A 15,845-nucleotide genomic window follows, 5' to 3' on the forward strand; every position below is an offset into this window, starting at 1 on the left:
ACGGCGGTATCTCCAACGTTACGAACCGGAAGTAGCACGGCTGATTGGCTCAGCTAAACAATAGCGACCGGCACCGCGGAGGGTCGTCCGGCGGCGGCCGAGGGCCCGGCGAGTCGCCGGATTCGATGTCAGTCGACGAATCGCCCCCCTCGATGTGCTATCAGCTCGGCGGCGCGGTCGCGAAGCCCGACGATCTGCGCAGCGCTGTGGGTCTGGCTGCCCACCCCGGTCAGCAGGCTCGCGATGGCCCACTGCAGCGGAACCAGGTTCCACTGACCGGTGGCGGCCAATGCCGCATCGGCGACCGCGCGTGCGGCCACCATGTCGCCGGTGGTGCACAGTGCCGCGGCCAACACCACTTCACTCTTGATCTGATGCCGCGGCGACGCGGCCGCGGCAGCCTCGATCGCCTCCTGTGCGCATCGCACCGCACGGACCCCGTCCCCGGCCGCCATCGCCAGCTCCGCGCTGACCCAGGACAGCCGCACACGCAACCGGGACGGTCCGCCCACGATCGCGCCTGCGGACGCCAGGAGCGTCGCCGACACGCCCAGGCGGCCCATTCCCAGCGCATCGGCCGCCAGTCCAACAAGAGCGTCGGCCCTGGCTTGCGGGTCGTTTCCGGCGAGACGCAGCGCACGGCCGTCCCAGCCTCTGGCGTGTGCATGCCATCCGAGCTGTCGCAACAGGGATCCGGTGGTGCTGTGTGCCAGCGAGAGCAGCGGCGAACCCGGCGGCGCGCTTCGGCGCACAGTTGCGAGGTCGCTGTGAGCACTGGCGTAACGCCCCTGCCCTGCAGCTGCCACTGCGCGGAACCAGGCCTGCGTCGCCGTTGTGGGCGTCGGCAACGGCCACCGGGACACCTGGGCGCCGAACGCGGCTGCCTCCAGCGCCTCGGTCCGCCCGGAATGCGAAGTCACCGGCGGCACGTTATCAATGAGTGGATCGGTGAAGTGTTCACCACCCGATTCGATCCAAAGTATTTTGACGGCATTGCTGGTTAACAGTTTGTCGTCGCCATGTTAACGGGAGATCAACCACCTGCCGGGCGCTAGGAAAGCCCGCGCCCGCCAGAATGAATGCGAACTGCGGATTTTCATGATCACTCGTCTGCGACATCAATCCGTTACCACGAATTCCGCCTCGGAACACGCGCAATGATGAACGCGGTGTTAAATCTCGACCCGTGGCTATGTCATTAAGCACAGGCTGAGGGGATTGACGGAGTTTCCTAAGCGCCCCTACTTTGTCCTCACGAGTAGTCATCGGCGACAGCACTCGGATCGGGTCCACAACTCTCGCAGCATCAAATGTGCGCGGAGAGAGGGGTTTTCCAAATGCCACAGCCGCAGCAGCTACCTGGCCCCAACGCCGACATCTGGGATTGGCAGATGCAGGGACTTTGCCGGGGCGTTGATTCCTCGATGTTCTTCCATCCCGACGGCGAGCGCGGCCGCGCCCGGGCACAGCGTGAGATGCGTGCCAAGGAAATGTGCCGACGCTGCCCCGTCATCGCACAGTGCCGTTCACACGCATTGGCCGTGGGTGAGCCCTACGGCATCTGGGGCGGACTGTCCGAGTCCGAGCGTGAACTGTTGCTGAAACGCGGCATTCGCCGCAGCGCCTGACAGCGGCAAACACCAAGGCGCCCGGTTTCCCTCGTCGGAAACCGGGCGCTTGTGTGTCTGCCCAACCCGTTCACAGTTCAGCCGAGACATGGCGAAGCGGGTCGAACGCGTCGAAGCGGCCCTGCCCCACCACCGCCACTCCGCGCTGTGGGAGGCAGAACGCTCCGAGCCGGGCCTGCTCGGCCAGTGCTGCGACGGGTCCGAGATCACGCCCGTTCAGCTCGGCGTGGGTTTCACAGACCGTCCACATCCGTTTCGGTGCGATGCGATAGTGCTGGCCGTTGGGCAGTGTCCCGGCCAGCCGCAGCTCGCCTGTCTTCAGCAGAGGCCGGCGGTGGCCCCGATGACACCGAGTGCCCGCGGGTCCGTCCACACCCGCTCCGGTAGCCGTTCTCCGAGCCAGCTCAACGCCAGTGACGCCGGGGTGTGGCGCAGCCGGACGGTCCAGTGCAGCACATCGGGGATGTCGATGACCACGGTGTGCTCATCGGTCCATGTGCTGTTGATACGGCACTGCCGAGCCGCGTCGGTGGCGCTGCGGGGAGTGTGTGCGGTGTTCATGTCCCGATGCTCGCCTCCGAGGCGGGGGTACCGCATGGGGTGTCAATCCCTATTTTCGGCTTCCGCCTGCTCCTCCTCGGGTGAGGTTTCCGCGGCCGCGACGGGAACGGGTGGGGTCTTCTGCCTACCGCCGAGCCAGCGCACCAATCCGTAGCAGACGGCGGCCAGGACGGCCACCAGCGCCAGCCAGGGCAACAGCAGACCGAACAACAGCACCGCGCTCCCGAGCACCGAAACCAGTGCATCCCAGCCTCTTTCGATCTGCCCGAAGAAACCGTGGTACTGCGCGGGCTCGGGGCCGCCGATCTGCTCGGCGGTGAACGAGACGGTGACGGTGCTGTACTCGATGCGGTCACCCAACGCTTGCCGCTGGGCCCGCAGGCTGTCGAGCTCGGCCTGCCGCTGTGAGAGCGCGTTTTCGGCGGTGATCAACGCCTCGGGGTCGCGGGCGTCGGCCATGATGGCCAGCAGCCGGTCCACCGAGGTCTGCAGCGCCCGGATCCGGGCGTCCAGATCCACCCGCTGCGCCGTGACGTCCTCGGCGGTGGTCTCGGCGTACTCGACAGTGCCGAGGTTCTTCAGCTCGCGCACCACGCCGTCGAGCTCGGCGGTGGGCACCCGCAACACGATCGACGTCTGGGCCCGCCCGGTGCCCGATCCGGAGTCCTCGGTGCGGCTGTCCACCCGGCCGTCGGCCTTCTCTACCAGCACCGCAGCCTCGTCGGCGGCGACGGACGGATCGGCGACCGTGATCCGCATCGACGCGGTTTTCACCACATCTCTTTTCAGTGCCCCATCTTGCTCCGCCATCTCGCCGGGGGCGTTCTGCGGAACGGGTGCGACGTTGTCGGCCATACCTGCCCCGGACTCCGGACGGGTGGAGTCGACGTCACCGGCGCACGCAGTCAGCAGTGCCAGCGCGGCGAACATGGTGAGCACCAGCTGGACCCAGTACCGCAGTGTCATACCGGCAACCTAGCTGTACTGACCTGAGAGGTTAGGTACACGGCTGGCTGGTGGTTGACCGCCGAGTGCTGTGTGGCCGCGGTGGTGATTGTAGGTGTGCAGCCAGCGGGGGTACTCCTGGCAGCGTTGGTCGTCGCTGGTGTAGAGCCGGGCGTAGGCCCATTCGTCGGCCAGGGTGCGGTGGAAGCGCTCCACTTTCCCGTTGGTCTGCGGCCGATACGGCCGAGTCCTGCGGTGCTCGACGTCGTCGCCCAGCGCGTCCCGGAAGGCATGCGAGCGATAGCAGGACCCGTTGTCGGTCAACACCTTCCGAACAACGATGCCCTGTTCGACGAACCAGCCGTTGGCTCGTTGCCAGAACTCGGCGGCGGTGTCCTTGCGTTCGTCGGGCAGCATCTCGGAGTACGCCAACCGCGAATGGGCGTCGATCGCGGTGTGGATGAAGTGATATCCCCGCACCGGCTGATGGGACTTGTTGGTGGCTCCGGTCTTGTCCGCCTGGGAGTTGCGCTTACCCGCTGAGCGCCCGAGCTTGCGCCAACCGCCGCCGGCGGGGATCTTGCCCAGCTTCTTGACGTCGACGTGGACCAGATCACCGCACGCCGCCGACTCCATGCGGCGCACCACGCGGCCGGTGGCGCGGTCGAGCCACCGCAGTCGGGCGATGCGGTAGCGGCGCAGCACGTTGTGCACCGTGGAGACGTTGAGCCGCAGCAGGTAGGCGATCCGGGCCGGTCCCCAGCGGCGGGTGACGCGCACTCCGATGATGCGCCGCTCAATGCGCGTCGGCGTGCGGTTCGGACTGTAATGCGGTCGTGAGCTGCGGTCGACCATCCCCGCCTCGCCCAGCTCGAGGTAGCGATCCACCCACCGGCACACTGTGGTCACCGACACCTGGAAGCGATCGGCCGCGCGGCGACGCGACCACCCGTCATTGACAACGCATCGAGCCAGCCGCAGACGACCGGTTTCGGACAAAGGGGCATTACGGTGAACCACGAAGACCTCCGAGATCGGGGAGCGTTCCTAGACAGCTCGCACTCCACTCGGAGGTCTTCGTCTTGTCACCTCACCACGCCGTCACCAACGTCCGTGGTCAGTACACCTAGCCGAGGAGTCACGGCCGGCGAACGAGAACCGAGCCGGTATGACGATGCGGCGACGAAGGAGCCGAGGAGTCAGGGCCGGCTACCAGATAACCGAGCCGGTTCGGGGGTCAGCTCACGGCCAGACCGCAGACTTCCTGTGGTCGTCGACGGTGAACACCTGTTCCGAGAAGCGGGATTGACCGGTGGTCGCCAACTCCGCCAACGCCTCACCCCACACCGGCGCGAACTTGAATCCGTTGCCGCTGAGCGCGGTGGCCACCACGATGCGCCCGTCGGCGACGGTGTCGATGATCGGCATCTTGTTGGCCGCCAACGACTCTCCGTGCACCGACCAGCGGGACGCCGCGGGGATCAGGTCGGGGATCATCTTCTGCATCTGCTCACCGGCCCATCTCAGGTGCTCCTCGGTGAGCGTGGTGGTGCGGTCGGACCAGTCGTCCACCACCGGGAACTCGAAATTGGGGGTGGCTTTGATGCTGTAGCCGTCGACGCTGGGGATGCCGAATGCGTGGATGCCGTGCAGGTCACGCATGAAGCCCGGGAACTTGTCCGGCGTGAACATCTCGATGTGCCGTGGCAGGAACCAGATCAGCGAGTAGCTGACAACTTTCACGACGTCGGCAAGCTCAGGCAACAGCCGGGTGGTCCACGGGCCGGCGCTGAGCACCACCTTGTCGGCGAGCAATTCCCCGTTGCTGGTGACCACTCGCACGCCGTCGGGGCCGGGCTCGATGGCGGTGACCGTGGTGTCGAAGTGGGCGGTGGCGCCGTGCAACAGCGCCATCTCGGTGGCGGCCGCCACGGCGAGTTCCGGCCGCAGGGCGCCGCCCAGGGTGTCCATCACCCCGATGTCGTCATCCTCGACGTAGAACTGCGGGTAGCGGGCGCGCAGGTCCGCGGCGTCGAGTACTTCGTGCGGCAGGTCGAAGTCGGCGATGGAGCGCAGGGTGGACTCCAGGTCGGGATGTCCCTTCGGGCCGATACTCAACGCGCCCGCTGCGATCAGCGGATCCTGCCCGTAGGCGGCGCCCAGCTTCTGCCACAGTTCGCGCGAGCGTAGCAGCGCCGGGGTGAACACCTGCCCCTCCTTGGCGGCCACACGGAACAGCCGTGATTCGCCGGCGTAGGCGCCGCGGGTGTGAACCCGGCTGAACTGTTCGACACCCACGACCTCGACGCCGCGTTCCGCCAGCTGCCACAGGGCCATCGAACCCATGGAGCCGAGTCCGACGACCACGACAGCGGTCCGGTTGGTCTTCGTCATGCCAGTGCCGGCCTTTCCCACAGATTGAGCTTGGTCCCGATTCCTTTGTCGATCGCGTTGCGGTACAACGTGGTCCCCCACGCCACGTCCTCGACGGGCATGCCGCCGACGGACAACACGATGATGTCCTCGTCGCTGCGACGGGCCACCGCGTCGCCGGCGACCACGGCACCCAGATCCACCAACTCCTCGGGGGCCAGCGTGCCGTCATGACGTAGGTCGACGAACTTCGAGCCGATCAGCGAGACCTTGCGGTGCGACGGATAACCGTGCTCATCGGCCCACGCCTCGTACATCCGCGTGTTGTCCAGCACCTTGACCACCCCCGCGCCCACCATGCCCTCGTCGAGGTCGCAGGCCGAGGGCATGCTGAGGAAGGCGCCCGGCTTCACCCACTTCCGTTGCACCAGTGGGTATTCCGACACATCGCCGGAGGGATTGGTGGTGCAGTAGGTCACGATGTCGCTGTCGCGCACCGCGTCCTCGATGGTGTCCACCGCGACCACGGCGAGTTCCGGGAAGGTGTTGGACACCCACTTGGTGAAACTCTCCACCGACGCGGTGCTGCGGCCCTTCACCTTGACTGTCCTGATACCGGGGCGGGCGGCGACGAACGCCTCCAACGAGGTGCGGGCCATGACACCGGGGCCGACGATGCCGACAACCCGCGATTGCGGCAGTGACAGCCATTTCGCACCGACGCCGGGCACCGCGCCGGTCCGGTAGGCCGACAAGAGGTTCGCCGACATCAGGGCCAGCGGTGCGCCGGTGTCGGTGTCGTTGAGCATGAACATCAGGATGGAGCGGGGCAGGCCCTTGTCACGGTTGTCCTGATTGGAGCCGTACCACTTGACGCCGGTGGTGCCGTAGCCTCCGCCGAGGTAGGCGGGCATCGCCATGTAGCGTCGGTCCGGCGCGTCGGTGGGCATTCCGGGAAACGACGTCGACTTGGGGAAGTTCAGCATTGCGCCGTGAGAGTCGTTGTTGGAGCCCGACATCCGGTAATCGCCGCGATGCAGGAGCGTGAACGTCTGCTCCATGACCTCGATGCACGATGCCATGTCGGTGACGCCGGCGGCAATCATGTCGGGCTCGGAGAGGTACAGGAAGTCGATAGCCGGATCCGACAAGGCAGGATTCTCCTAGTGCGAGGTGGCGACAAACATTATTGTTGTAATGTTTGGCCTACCTTACGTTTGTAATGTTTCCGACAGTGTGCGAAAAGTTGTGGCGCGGTTACATCACAGGGGGAATTCGCTTGACCGAGGGTCGGCCGGGCTACGGGCAGGGTCGTGAGGCGTTGATCGACGCCACCATCCGCATCGTGGCCACACACGGGTTGAGCAAGCTCACCTATCGGGCGGTGGCCGCCGAAGCCGGCGTCACCCACGGCACGGTGCAACACCACTTCGCCAACCTCGACGAACTCCTCGAGGCGGCGCTGGCCTACTGCGTCGAGATCAGCCTGGCCACCGGATCATTGGACAGCGAGAGCGGAACGATCGACGACTGGGCCGCCAAGATCGGGGCCGGCGTCCGCGCCACCCTCGACGCGCAGGTGTTCCAGTTCGAACTCGTCCTGGAATCGCGCCGACGCCCGCAGCTGCGGCCGCACATCGACCGCTACTACGAGAACTACCGGGCGGCCACCCGGAAGTCCTTACGCAGCCTCGGACTGCCCCACGACCTGCACACCGTCGACGTGGTGTTCTCCGCGATCGACGGCCTGGTGTTCCGGGCCGTCACCCTGGGCGGTGACGACCTGGTGAACCTCGACGGCCAGATCGACCGGCTGCGCGAGGTGTTGCGAGAGATGCGGGACGGCTAGCGGGCCAACTCGCGCAGTACCGAATCCGTTGCGGCCCAATCCATGCACTTGTCGGTGACGGACTGCCCGTAGGTCAGCGGGCGCGCTTCGGGTGCCTGCGCACCAGCCACCAGGAAACTCTCCAACATCACGCCGCTGACCGGCAGCCCGTCGCGCACCAATTGGGCCACCTCCGTGGCGACCGAGGCCTGACGGATGTGATCCTTGCCAGAATTGGCGTGGCTGCAGTCGATCACCACTCGCGCCGGCAGACCGGCCTTGTCCAGGGTGGCCGCAGCCGCCGACACCGAGGCGGCGTCGTAGTTGGGCCCGTCGGTGCCGCCGCGCAGGATGATGTGGCAGTCGTCGTTACCCATGGTGCTCACCAATGCACCACGGCCCATATCGTCCATCCCGAAGAAAACATGCGCAGCCGCAGCGGCTTTCACGCCATCGACGGCCACCTGGACGTTGCCGTCGGTAGCATTCTTGAAGCCGACCGGCATCGACAGGCCAGACGCCAGCTGGCGGTGCACCTGCGATTCGGTGGTGCGGGCACCAATGGCACCCCACGCCACCGCGTCGGCGATGTACTGCGGGCTGGTGGGCTCGAGGAACTCGCAGCCCACCGGCAGGCCGATGTCGATGATGTCGAGCAGCAGCCGCCGCGCCGTGCGCAGACCCCGCGCCACGTCGAAGGTGCCGTCCATCCCGGGGTCGTTGATCAGGCCCTTCCATCCGATGGTGGTGCGCGGCTTCTCGAAGTACACGCGCATCACGATCTTGAGCCGGTCGCCCAGCTCGTCGGCGACCTTGATCAGGCGGCCGGCATACTCCAGCGCGGCAGCCGGGTCGTGCACGGAGCACGGCCCCACCACCACGAGCAGGCGGTCATCCCGGCCGGTCAGGATGTCGGCGATCTCGTCGCGGTCGCGGGCCACCCGCTCGGCACGACGCGCGCCCAGCGGGAACTCGGTGAGCACATCGTGCGGGCTGGGGATCTCGCTGAAACTGCGGATTCGCCGGTCGGAGGTGTTCTGCGGGGCGATCTGCGCCAGATTCACTGGGGTGCCTTTCTCAATACTGGGCACCAGTGCAAACCTCCGGTGCCCCTGACATACAAAAGGCAGCGACCAGATGGTCACTGCCTGGGCTCCGGGTGGATGCGTGCTTAGCGCTGCGCTTTATCGGCTCCGCCCGGAGCCTTGATAAAGCGCCAATAGCTGGCGCGCACACCGATAGTCACGAGCTCCAGGGTATACCGCTGCTCCACCAACGGCCAAACCCGGGTGCACTGCACCCTGTCTGAGCACGCCGCATGGCACCTACGTTGCGGGTATGGCCCACACCAAACCAGTAACAACGCTGCTCTGCTTGTTCGCCATGGCGACCGCACCGGCGGCCTCTGCCGAAGCACCCGAGAACACCCAGATCCTGCGTGAGGCGTTTGCCCGCGGCGTCGGCGCACCAGACACGTTCTACGGCGTCCTCGCCGACGACGTGCACTGGACGGTGGCTCGGGCCGAGCGGCCATCGACGTACACATCGCGCCAGGAGTTCCTCGACAACGGCGCCGGGCCCGTGGTGCAGCGTCTCACCGGTCAGATCCAGGCGGAGGTCCACGAATTGATCGCCGCCGACGACCAGGTGGTGGCGCGATGGCGCGGCACCGCCACCGCACGCGACGGCCGGCCCTACGTCAATGAGTACAACTGGGTGATGACCATGGCCGACGGGCAGGTGACCCACGTCGTGGCCTACCTCGACCTGGTCGTCCTCGACGAGCTGCTCACCCGGGTGCCGGTCTAGTCGGCAGAGCTGAGGCTGGCCTGCCCGGACAGGCGCAGCCGGCGGTTGCCGCGGCGCGCCTGTAGCCGGCGCCGACGCACCTTCCAGGAGCTCCATTCACCCAGGGTGACGCCGGCGGCCAGTGCGGTACCCACCAGGAACGCACTCAGCACCGAGGCGAACCCGACGGCGTGCTGATCGTTGAGGATGGCGTAGACGCCGTGCAGCAGCGCCAGACCGGGCAGCAGCGGCACGATGCCCGCGATCGACACGACCAGCGGTGGAGCCAGATTGCGGCGTTCCATCAACCTGCCGACCAGTCCGATGGCGACGGCTGCGGCGAACGACGCCACCACCGCGCCAACTCCGGCGCCGTTGGCGGCCAGGAACACGATGGTGCCGGCCGCGCCGCCGAACCCGGCGGCCATTGCCGCGCTGCGCTCGGCGTAACAGGCCAGGGCGTAGGCCGCGGCGCTGGCCGCGCCGAAGGCCACGCGGGCGGGCAGTTCAGCCAGCGCCGGTGGCGCGTATCCGTTGATCGCGACAAACGGGGCGCCGAACTGATTGGCGAAGTGCAGCACCACTGCCACCCCAGCGATGGTCGCCCCGGTCATCATGACCAGTTCGAAGAACCGGCCGGCCGCGGTCACCGGGGCTCCGCTGATGACGTCGCCCACCGACCCCACCAGCGAGAGGCCGGCCAGCAGCACCACCAGGCCCGCCGCGACCGCGACGGTGGGCCTGAACTGCAGCCCGAGTGTGGGGCCGAGCCAATACAGCAGGATCGGCGGCGCCGTCGCGATGGCCCCGCCCACCACGTACTGAAAGAAGAACGGCAGGCCGTGCCGGTTGAGCCGGCGGTTGACCCGGTCGATGGTCATGGCGCTCAGTGCGCTGACCAGGCACACCAGCCAGGTGCCGCCCAGGGTGCCCGCGGTGGCGTAGGCCAGCGCGCCCCAGGCCAGCGTGGCGATCCAGCGCTTGTACGGGTGCGGCGCGGTGATGATGGCGCCCAGTTCCTGGCGCGCGTCGGTCGGCGAGATCTGGCCGGCGCGGATGCGGTCCACCAAGCGCTCGACCGCAGCCAGGCGACTGAAATCGATGGAGCGTGACTGCACGATGTGCAAGGTGCTGGCCGCCGGAGCCGACGGTCCGCGGTAAGCGGCGATGTGGATGGTGGTGTTGATGACGTCGACCTCGCAGCGCTTGACGCCGTAGGCGGAGGCGACGGCCGTCACTTGATCCATGGTGGAGGTCGCGGACATGCCCGAAGCCATCAGGATGGCGCCGATGTTGCCGGCGAGGTCGAGCACCTCATCGACGAGTTGATAGTCGGCGTGGTCGGGCTGGGCGGCCGCTGAGATGCGCGGCAGGGTGTCGGTGGGCGGATCGGTTTCCCGCACCATCCGGGTCAGCATTCCGCGCTGACGCGTCAACCATGCCTGGCCCGTGCGCTCACGGGTCGACTCCACCACAGTGCCCTCCACCGACGACGATCACGCTCGGCCCCCAAAAGTCACGAGCAAAAGCAATTTTACTCGTGTCAGGCAAGTGAATTTGACGCCGCTCGGGTGAGAGTGAACACACGGCCTGGCGTCGGGTCCAAGGTGGCTGCACCTGACGCCCCTCCGACTGCTCGGGCCGACGAGACTTCGGTCAGCCCCCCTTCCGAAATGCCGTCGGGCTGGCGGCGAACCAGCGCCGGCAGGACCGCGTCAGCACACTCTGCTCGGAGTAGCCGAGGAGCCGGGTGAGGTGCTCCAGGCTCATGTCAGTGTCCAGCAGGTAATGCTGTGCAGCCTTGCGACGGACGTTGTCCACGGTCACTGCGTAACTGGTGCCCTCGTCAGCCAGGCGGCGTTGCAGAGTTCGGGGATGCACGCCGAGTTGCCGCGCGACGGTGTCGATGGTGAGGACGCCGGCGGGCAACAGCGTTTCGGCGATGTCGGCGACGGCCTGCGTCAGCGACGGGCTGCTGTCGTCGAGCAACGCGGACAGCTCCAGCAGTGCAGTGGAATCCGCCTGACCCGAGGTTCGCACTGCCCGCCGCATGTCCACGGAGCGCAGGAAGAAGCCGGCCGCCTGCTGAGCGAAATGGGCGGTGCAGCCGAAGTACCGGATGTAGTCGGCCGCCGGTGTCAGCGCCGAGTGCGGAAGATGGACGGCCAGCGGAGCGTAGTCGGGGCCGACGATCACGCGCAGGATCTGCAATGCGGCACCGAGTCCGAGTTCGATGCCCTGGCGTTGACGCGCGGGTGGATCGAGGACGATACGGAATTCGAAGAACCACCTGTCACCATCCGGCGTCACCCGTACCTGCAGGCCCGGACTGTGGGCACTGATGTAGGTGCTGAAGATGCTGAACGCCGCACCCAGGGTGGGCGCGGATCCGGCGACCACTCCGAGGGGGCCGATGGTCTCGATGCCCCTGCGTGCGGCCAATCGCCTCCCGAAGTCCGGGGTGGACGTCACGTCTGCCGCGGACTCGAGTGCCTCGACGGCTGCGCGCAGCGAGATGAACCGGTCAGCTCTGCCGGCGTCCTCGGGCACCACACCGGCCCCGGCCAGGATCGCGGTCGGGTCGGCGCCGAGGTCTGCGACGAGGTCACCGAATTGCAACAGGCAGGTCGCGCGGATCATGTGCACGAAGCAACTATGCCGATCGGTTGTCGCGTAATGTCAAGCGTCGGCCCGGGCGCGCATTCACACTTCACCGCTATGGCGACCGATCACGACAGCGTCTGGGGCCCGGCGCTCGACATTCTGCGGAGCTGGGATCCGCAGTGGGCTGACACCTGCCATCCGATGAGCGTGCACCCCTGGCGATCAGGGGTCCTCGACCCCAAGTTCCTGGAACTGGTTTGTGTCGGGCTCAACGCGGCATGCACCAACCTCGACGGCGACGCTGTCCGGCGGCATGTCCGGGCAGCACTCAGCGCGGGCGCGAGCCGCGACGAGCTCCTTTTCGTGATCAAGTGCGCCAGTACCGTCTCCATTCACTCGATGAGCGTCGCGGCGCCGTTGCTCCGCCATGAGCTGGACAGCCAAACCGCGTCACACGAGTTACCTTCCACCCCCTCGTGCGACGCCGTGCGGGCAGTCGGGAAGTGGAACGACGCGTGGGATCCCTTTTTGAGTCTCGACCCGTGCTGGACCGAACGGTTCATGGCGATGGGTCTGGCCATCTACCAGACAACGCTGTTCTCCCCCAAAGAGATCGAGCTCCTGAGCATCGCGTTGGACGCCTCGGTGACCCACCTGTACACGCCAGGAATTCGTCGCCACATCAACGCCGCGCTGGCCGCAGGAGCCACCCCGGCAGAGATCCTCAACGTGCTCGAGCTGTGTGTCAGCCAGGGTGTCCAGTCTGCCAATCTTGCCATCCCCATTGTCGACGAAGAGCTTTCCCGCATTCAATAAATCCGTTCGAACCAAGGAGTTTCGATGTATTTCACCGATCGCTCGCTGCTGCCCGAGAACCAGCCGCCACTGATCATCACGGCCGCGCCGTACGGTCCTATGTGGCTCCCATCAGATTTTCCGGGCGAGGTCCCGGTCACCTGGGACGAACAGGTTCAGAAGGCAGTCGACTGCTTCGAGGCCGGGGCCCGGATTCTGCACGTGCACGTACGCGACCCGAAGACCGGCAAGATCTCCAAGAACATCTCCGAGTACGGAGCTCAGATCGCCCGGCTACGCGAGGCCGTGCCCGATATGGTGCTGCAGGTCGGCGGATCGATCTCCTTTGCCCCCGAGGGTGACGAGGCAGCCCACTGGCAGACCTACGACACTCGCCACATGCTGGCCGAGATCGATCCGAAGCCAGACCAGATCACCGTCGCAATCGGATCGTCGCTGTTCGACGTCACCGCACTGGCCGACGCTGATGATGTCGCCGGGACCCATCTGGCCGACCCGAACGTACGTTGGCAGTACGCGCAGATGGTCGCCGACGCCACTCCCGAGTTCTACATCGAGCACCTCAAACGGCTGCGCACCAACGGGATTCAGGCCTACTTCGCTCTCGCCCACGTACATTCACTCGAGATCGTCGAACGATTGATCCGCACCGGGCAGTACATGGGTCCGGTCAACGGTTTCTACAGCATGGTCGGCGGCGGCACCGCCGGCTCCAATCCGTTCGACCTGATGGAATTGATTCGCCGCGCGCCCCACGGCTCCTGCTTCACCTATCAGTCGGTCTTCCGATTGGTGTGGCCGATCTCGGCGATGTGCATCGCCCTGGGCCAACACGTACGCGCCGGCATCGAAGAAAATCTGTGGGGCTCACTCAAAGGGCAGAAGTTGACCAGCGTGGAGATGGTGCAGAAGATGGTCCGGATGGCCGATGAACTCGGCCGCCCGATCGCCACTCCCGAGGAAACCAAACGCATTCTCAAACTCGGCGAATGGTATGACACCCCCGAGCAGACCCTGTTCAACCTCGGGCTACCCCCCAATCGTGAAGTGGGCCAGCGCGGCTTCCTCACCTACGAAACCGACGGCCGCCTCTTGGCGCCGGTCGAGATGCCGTCCGATCCTCGATACGTTCTCTGAACCGCGCCCCGAGAAAAACGCCCCCGGCCCAACAGGGCCGGGGGCGTTTTGGAACTACTGACTAGTGGGCGTGGCCGTGATGGCCGTGCCCGTGCCCTGCATCAGCCGGCTCCTCGACAGGCTTCTCCACGACAGCCGTCTCGGTGGTCAGGATCATGCGCGCCACCGATGCGGCGTTGAGCACCGCGGAGCGGGTCACCTTCACCGGGTCGATCACGCCCTCGGCCACCAGGTCGCCATAGGTCAAGGTGGCGGCGTTGAAGCCGTAATTGGCCTTTGAGCCTTCCACCTTGCTGACCACCACGGCACCATCGAGCCCGGCGTTGGTGGCGATCCAGAACAGAGGCGCGGCCAGCGCGCTGCTGAACACGTCGACACCGAGCGCCTCGTCACCCTTGAGCGACGACTTCAGGCTCTCGAGGGCCTTGCGAGCCTGCACCAGCGCCGACCCGCCGCCGGCGACGATGCCCTCTTCGACCGCGGCCTTGGCCGCTGACACCGCATCTTCGACGCGGTGCTTGCGCTCCTTGAGCGCGGTCTCGGTGGCAGCGCCGACCTTGATGACGGCCACGCCGCCGGCCAGCTTGGCCAGCCGCTCTTCGAGCTTTTCCCGATCCCAGTCGGAATCGGTGTTCTCGATCTCAGAGCGCAGCTGCGCCACCCGGCCGCTCAGGGCCTCCTTGGTGCCACCGCCGTCGACGATCACCGTCTCGTCCTTGCTGACGACGACACGACGGGCGCTGCCCAGCACGTCGAGGCCCGCTTCCCGCAGCAGGAGGCCGACGTCGGGGTTGACCACCTGCCCGCCTGTGACGATGGCGAGATCCTCGAGGAACGCCTTGCGACGGTCACCGAAGAACGGCGCCTTGACTGCGACGGCCTTGAGCGTCTTGCGGATGGCATTGACCACCAGGGTGGACAGCGCCTCGCCCTCGACGTCCTCGGCGACGATCAGCAGCGGCTTGCCGGATTCGGCGACCTTCTCCAGCAGAGGCAGGAGATCGGGCAGCGAGCTGATCTTGTCGCGGTGCAGCAGCACCAGCGCGTCCTCGAGGACGGCTTCCTGGGAGTCGAAGTCGGTGACGAAGTACGCCGACAGGAAGCCCTTGTCGAAGCCGACACCCTCGGTGACCTCGAGCTCGGTGTTCATGGTCGAGGACTCCTCGACGCTGACCACACCATCGGTGCCGACCTTGGTCATGGCCTCACCGACCAGCTCACCCACTTCCTCGTCACGCGAGGACACGGTGGCGACCTGGGCGATGGAGGTCTTGTCGGACACCGGGGTGGCTGCGGCCAGCAGTGCCTCGGACACCGCGTCGGCGGCCTTGCCGATGCCCGAACCGAGGGCAATCGGGTTGGCACCGGCCGCGACGTTGCGCAGCCCCGCCTTGACGATGGCCTGCGCCAGCACCGTGGCGGTGGTGGTGCCGTCACCGGCGACGTCGTTGGTCTTGGTGGCCACCGACTTGACCAGCTGGGCACCCAGGTTCTCGAATGGGTCTTCCAGGTCGATCTCGCGGGCGATGGTCACACCGTCGTTGGTGACGACGGGGCCGCCGAACGCCTTGGCCAGGACGACGTGCCGACCACGCGGGCCCAGGGTCACCTTGACCGCGTCGGCGAGCTTGTCGACGCCGGTCTCCATGGCGCGACGGGCAGTTTCGTTGAATTCGATCTGCTTACTCATATTTGTCCTTTTACGCGTGCCGCCCCGGACATCACCGCGCGCAAGCGTGCGGGATCTCCGGGGCGGGAACCACGAACCCTTACCGGGATTACTTGGAGACGACAGCCAGGACGTCGCGGGCCGACAGGATCAGGTACTCCTCGCCGCCGTACTTGATCTCGGTGCCGCCGTACTTGCTGTAGATCACGACGTCGCCCTCGGACACGTCCAGGGGAATCCGCTTCTCGCCATCCTCATCCCAGCGGCCGGGGCCAACTGCGACGACGGTGCCTTCCTGCGGCTTCTCCTTGGCGGTGTCGGGGATGACCAGGCCAGAAGCCGTGGTGGTCTCGGCCTCGTTGGCCTGTACGAGGATCTTGTCCTCGAGTGGCTTGATGTTGACGCTCGCCACGATGGAGCCCCTTCACTGGAGTTGGTACAGAAATTTCAGGTTGTCGGCATCCGGTCACACCCTCGCGCCGTCGTCGCGGGTGCC

Annotated in this window: 17 protein-coding genes; 5 read left to right on the forward strand and 12 right to left on the reverse strand. The window is 66.5% G+C overall.

Annotated features, from left to right (window positions below):
• Positions 1–128: 128 nt before the first annotated feature.
• Positions 129–920 carry a hypothetical protein gene (locus BVC93_RS03355; RefSeq protein ID WP_083740765.1) on the reverse strand — a complete coding sequence of 264 codons (792 nt, stop codon included), beginning with the start codon at positions 918–920 and terminating at the stop codon, positions 129–131.
• A 417-nt stretch (positions 921–1,337) separates the two neighbouring features.
• On the opposite strand from BVC93_RS03355, the gene BVC93_RS03360 reads away from it, so the two are divergent.
• On the forward strand, positions 1,338–1,628 hold the full coding sequence (locus BVC93_RS03360) for a WhiB family transcriptional regulator (protein WP_083735939.1): 291 nt from the start codon (positions 1,338–1,340) through the stop codon (positions 1,626–1,628).
• Between the two features lie 70 nt (positions 1,629–1,698).
• Here the strand turns inward: BVC93_RS03360 and BVC93_RS33455 are convergent, their stop codons facing one another.
• The 6 genes from BVC93_RS33455 to BVC93_RS03390 all read right to left on the reverse strand — a co-directional run bounded on the left by BVC93_RS33455 (position 1,699) and on the right by BVC93_RS03390 (position 6,613).
• The gene (locus BVC93_RS33455; protein WP_192860173.1) at positions 1,699–2,001 is read right to left on the reverse strand and encodes a hypothetical protein; all 303 of its coding nucleotides are present in this window, start codon (positions 1,999–2,001) and stop codon (positions 1,699–1,701) included.
• Positions 1,947–2,189, reverse strand: a complete 243-nt coding sequence (locus BVC93_RS03370; RefSeq protein ID WP_157516751.1) for a hypothetical protein — start codon at positions 2,187–2,189, stop codon at positions 1,947–1,949. The genes BVC93_RS33455 and BVC93_RS03370 overlap by 55 nt, the downstream gene beginning before the upstream one ends.
• A 42-nt stretch (positions 2,190–2,231) precedes the next feature.
• A complete protein-coding gene (locus BVC93_RS03375; RefSeq protein WP_442929066.1) occupies positions 2,232–3,044 on the reverse strand; it encodes a DUF4349 domain-containing protein in 813 nt (270 codons plus the stop codon).
• A 120-nt stretch (positions 3,045–3,164) separates the two neighbouring features.
• Positions 3,165–4,154: an IS481 family transposase gene (locus tag BVC93_RS03380; RefSeq protein ID WP_083735943.1), complete on the reverse strand. Its 990-nt coding sequence runs from the start codon at positions 4,152–4,154 to the stop codon at positions 3,165–3,167.
• 222 nt (positions 4,155–4,376) lie between these two features.
• Positions 4,377–5,528 (reverse strand): N-methyl-L-tryptophan oxidase, encoded by a 1,152-nt coding sequence (gene solA / locus BVC93_RS03385; protein ID WP_083740766.1) that lies wholly within the window; start codon positions 5,526–5,528, stop codon positions 4,377–4,379.
• Positions 5,525–6,613, reverse strand: coding sequence for a tyramine oxidase subunit B (locus BVC93_RS03390; protein WP_236950392.1), 1,089 nt, complete (start codon positions 6,611–6,613; stop codon positions 5,525–5,527). The genes solA and BVC93_RS03390 overlap by 4 nt, the downstream gene beginning before the upstream one ends.
• A 173-nt stretch (positions 6,614–6,786) precedes the next feature.
• On the opposite strand from BVC93_RS03390, the gene BVC93_RS03395 reads away from it, so the two are divergent.
• Positions 6,787–7,356, forward strand: coding sequence for a TetR/AcrR family transcriptional regulator (locus tag BVC93_RS03395; protein ID WP_192860174.1), 570 nt, complete (start codon positions 6,787–6,789; stop codon positions 7,354–7,356).
• Here BVC93_RS03395 and BVC93_RS03400 read toward each other — a convergent pair.
• Entirely contained in the window at positions 7,353–8,399 is a 1,047-nt protein-coding gene (locus BVC93_RS03400; protein WP_083735946.1) for a 3-deoxy-7-phosphoheptulonate synthase, read from the reverse strand. The genes BVC93_RS03395 and BVC93_RS03400 overlap by 4 nt on opposite strands.
• 274 nt (positions 8,400–8,673) lie before the next feature.
• On the opposite strand from BVC93_RS03400, the gene BVC93_RS03405 reads away from it, so the two are divergent.
• Positions 8,674–9,144 carry a nuclear transport factor 2 family protein gene (locus BVC93_RS03405; RefSeq protein WP_083735947.1) on the forward strand — a complete coding sequence of 157 codons (471 nt, stop codon included), beginning with the start codon at positions 8,674–8,676 and terminating at the stop codon, positions 9,142–9,144.
• On the opposite strand, the gene BVC93_RS03410 is transcribed toward BVC93_RS03405, so the two are convergent.
• A complete protein-coding gene (locus tag BVC93_RS03410; protein WP_236950230.1) occupies positions 9,141–10,598 on the reverse strand; it encodes a threonine/serine ThrE exporter family protein in 1,458 nt (485 codons plus the stop codon). The genes BVC93_RS03405 and BVC93_RS03410 overlap by 4 nt on opposite strands.
• Before the next feature lie 181 nt (positions 10,599–10,779).
• Entirely contained in the window at positions 10,780–11,763 is a 984-nt protein-coding gene (locus tag BVC93_RS03415) for an AraC family transcriptional regulator (protein ID WP_236950393.1), read from the reverse strand.
• A 78-nt stretch (positions 11,764–11,841) separates the two neighbouring features.
• On the opposite strand from BVC93_RS03415, the gene BVC93_RS03420 reads away from it, so the two are divergent.
• Together BVC93_RS03420 and BVC93_RS03425 are read left to right on the forward strand one after the other, a co-directional pair.
• Positions 11,842–12,543: a carboxymuconolactone decarboxylase family protein gene (locus BVC93_RS03420; protein ID WP_192860175.1), complete on the forward strand. Its 702-nt coding sequence runs from the start codon at positions 11,842–11,844 to the stop codon at positions 12,541–12,543.
• A 24-nt stretch (positions 12,544–12,567) separates the two neighbouring features.
• Positions 12,568–13,680, forward strand: coding sequence for a 3-keto-5-aminohexanoate cleavage protein (locus tag BVC93_RS03425; protein WP_083735950.1), 1,113 nt, complete (start codon positions 12,568–12,570; stop codon positions 13,678–13,680).
• Between the two features lie 61 nt (positions 13,681–13,741).
• On the opposite strand, the gene groL is transcribed toward BVC93_RS03425, so the two are convergent.
• Together groL and groES are read right to left on the reverse strand one after the other, a co-directional pair.
• Complete coding sequence (gene groL / locus BVC93_RS03430) at positions 13,742–15,370, reverse strand: chaperonin GroEL (RefSeq protein ID WP_083735951.1); 1,629 nt, start codon at positions 15,368–15,370, stop codon at positions 13,742–13,744.
• An 88-nt stretch (positions 15,371–15,458) separates the two neighbouring features.
• Positions 15,459–15,761, reverse strand: a complete 303-nt coding sequence (gene groES, locus BVC93_RS03435) for a co-chaperone GroES (RefSeq protein WP_068915716.1) — start codon at positions 15,759–15,761, stop codon at positions 15,459–15,461.
• Between the last annotated feature and the right edge of the window lie 84 nt (positions 15,762–15,845).

It is taken from the genome of Mycobacterium sp. MS1601, from assembly GCF_001984215.1.
In the GTDB taxonomy this organism is placed as follows: Bacteria; Actinomycetota; Actinomycetes; order Mycobacteriales; family Mycobacteriaceae; genus Mycobacterium.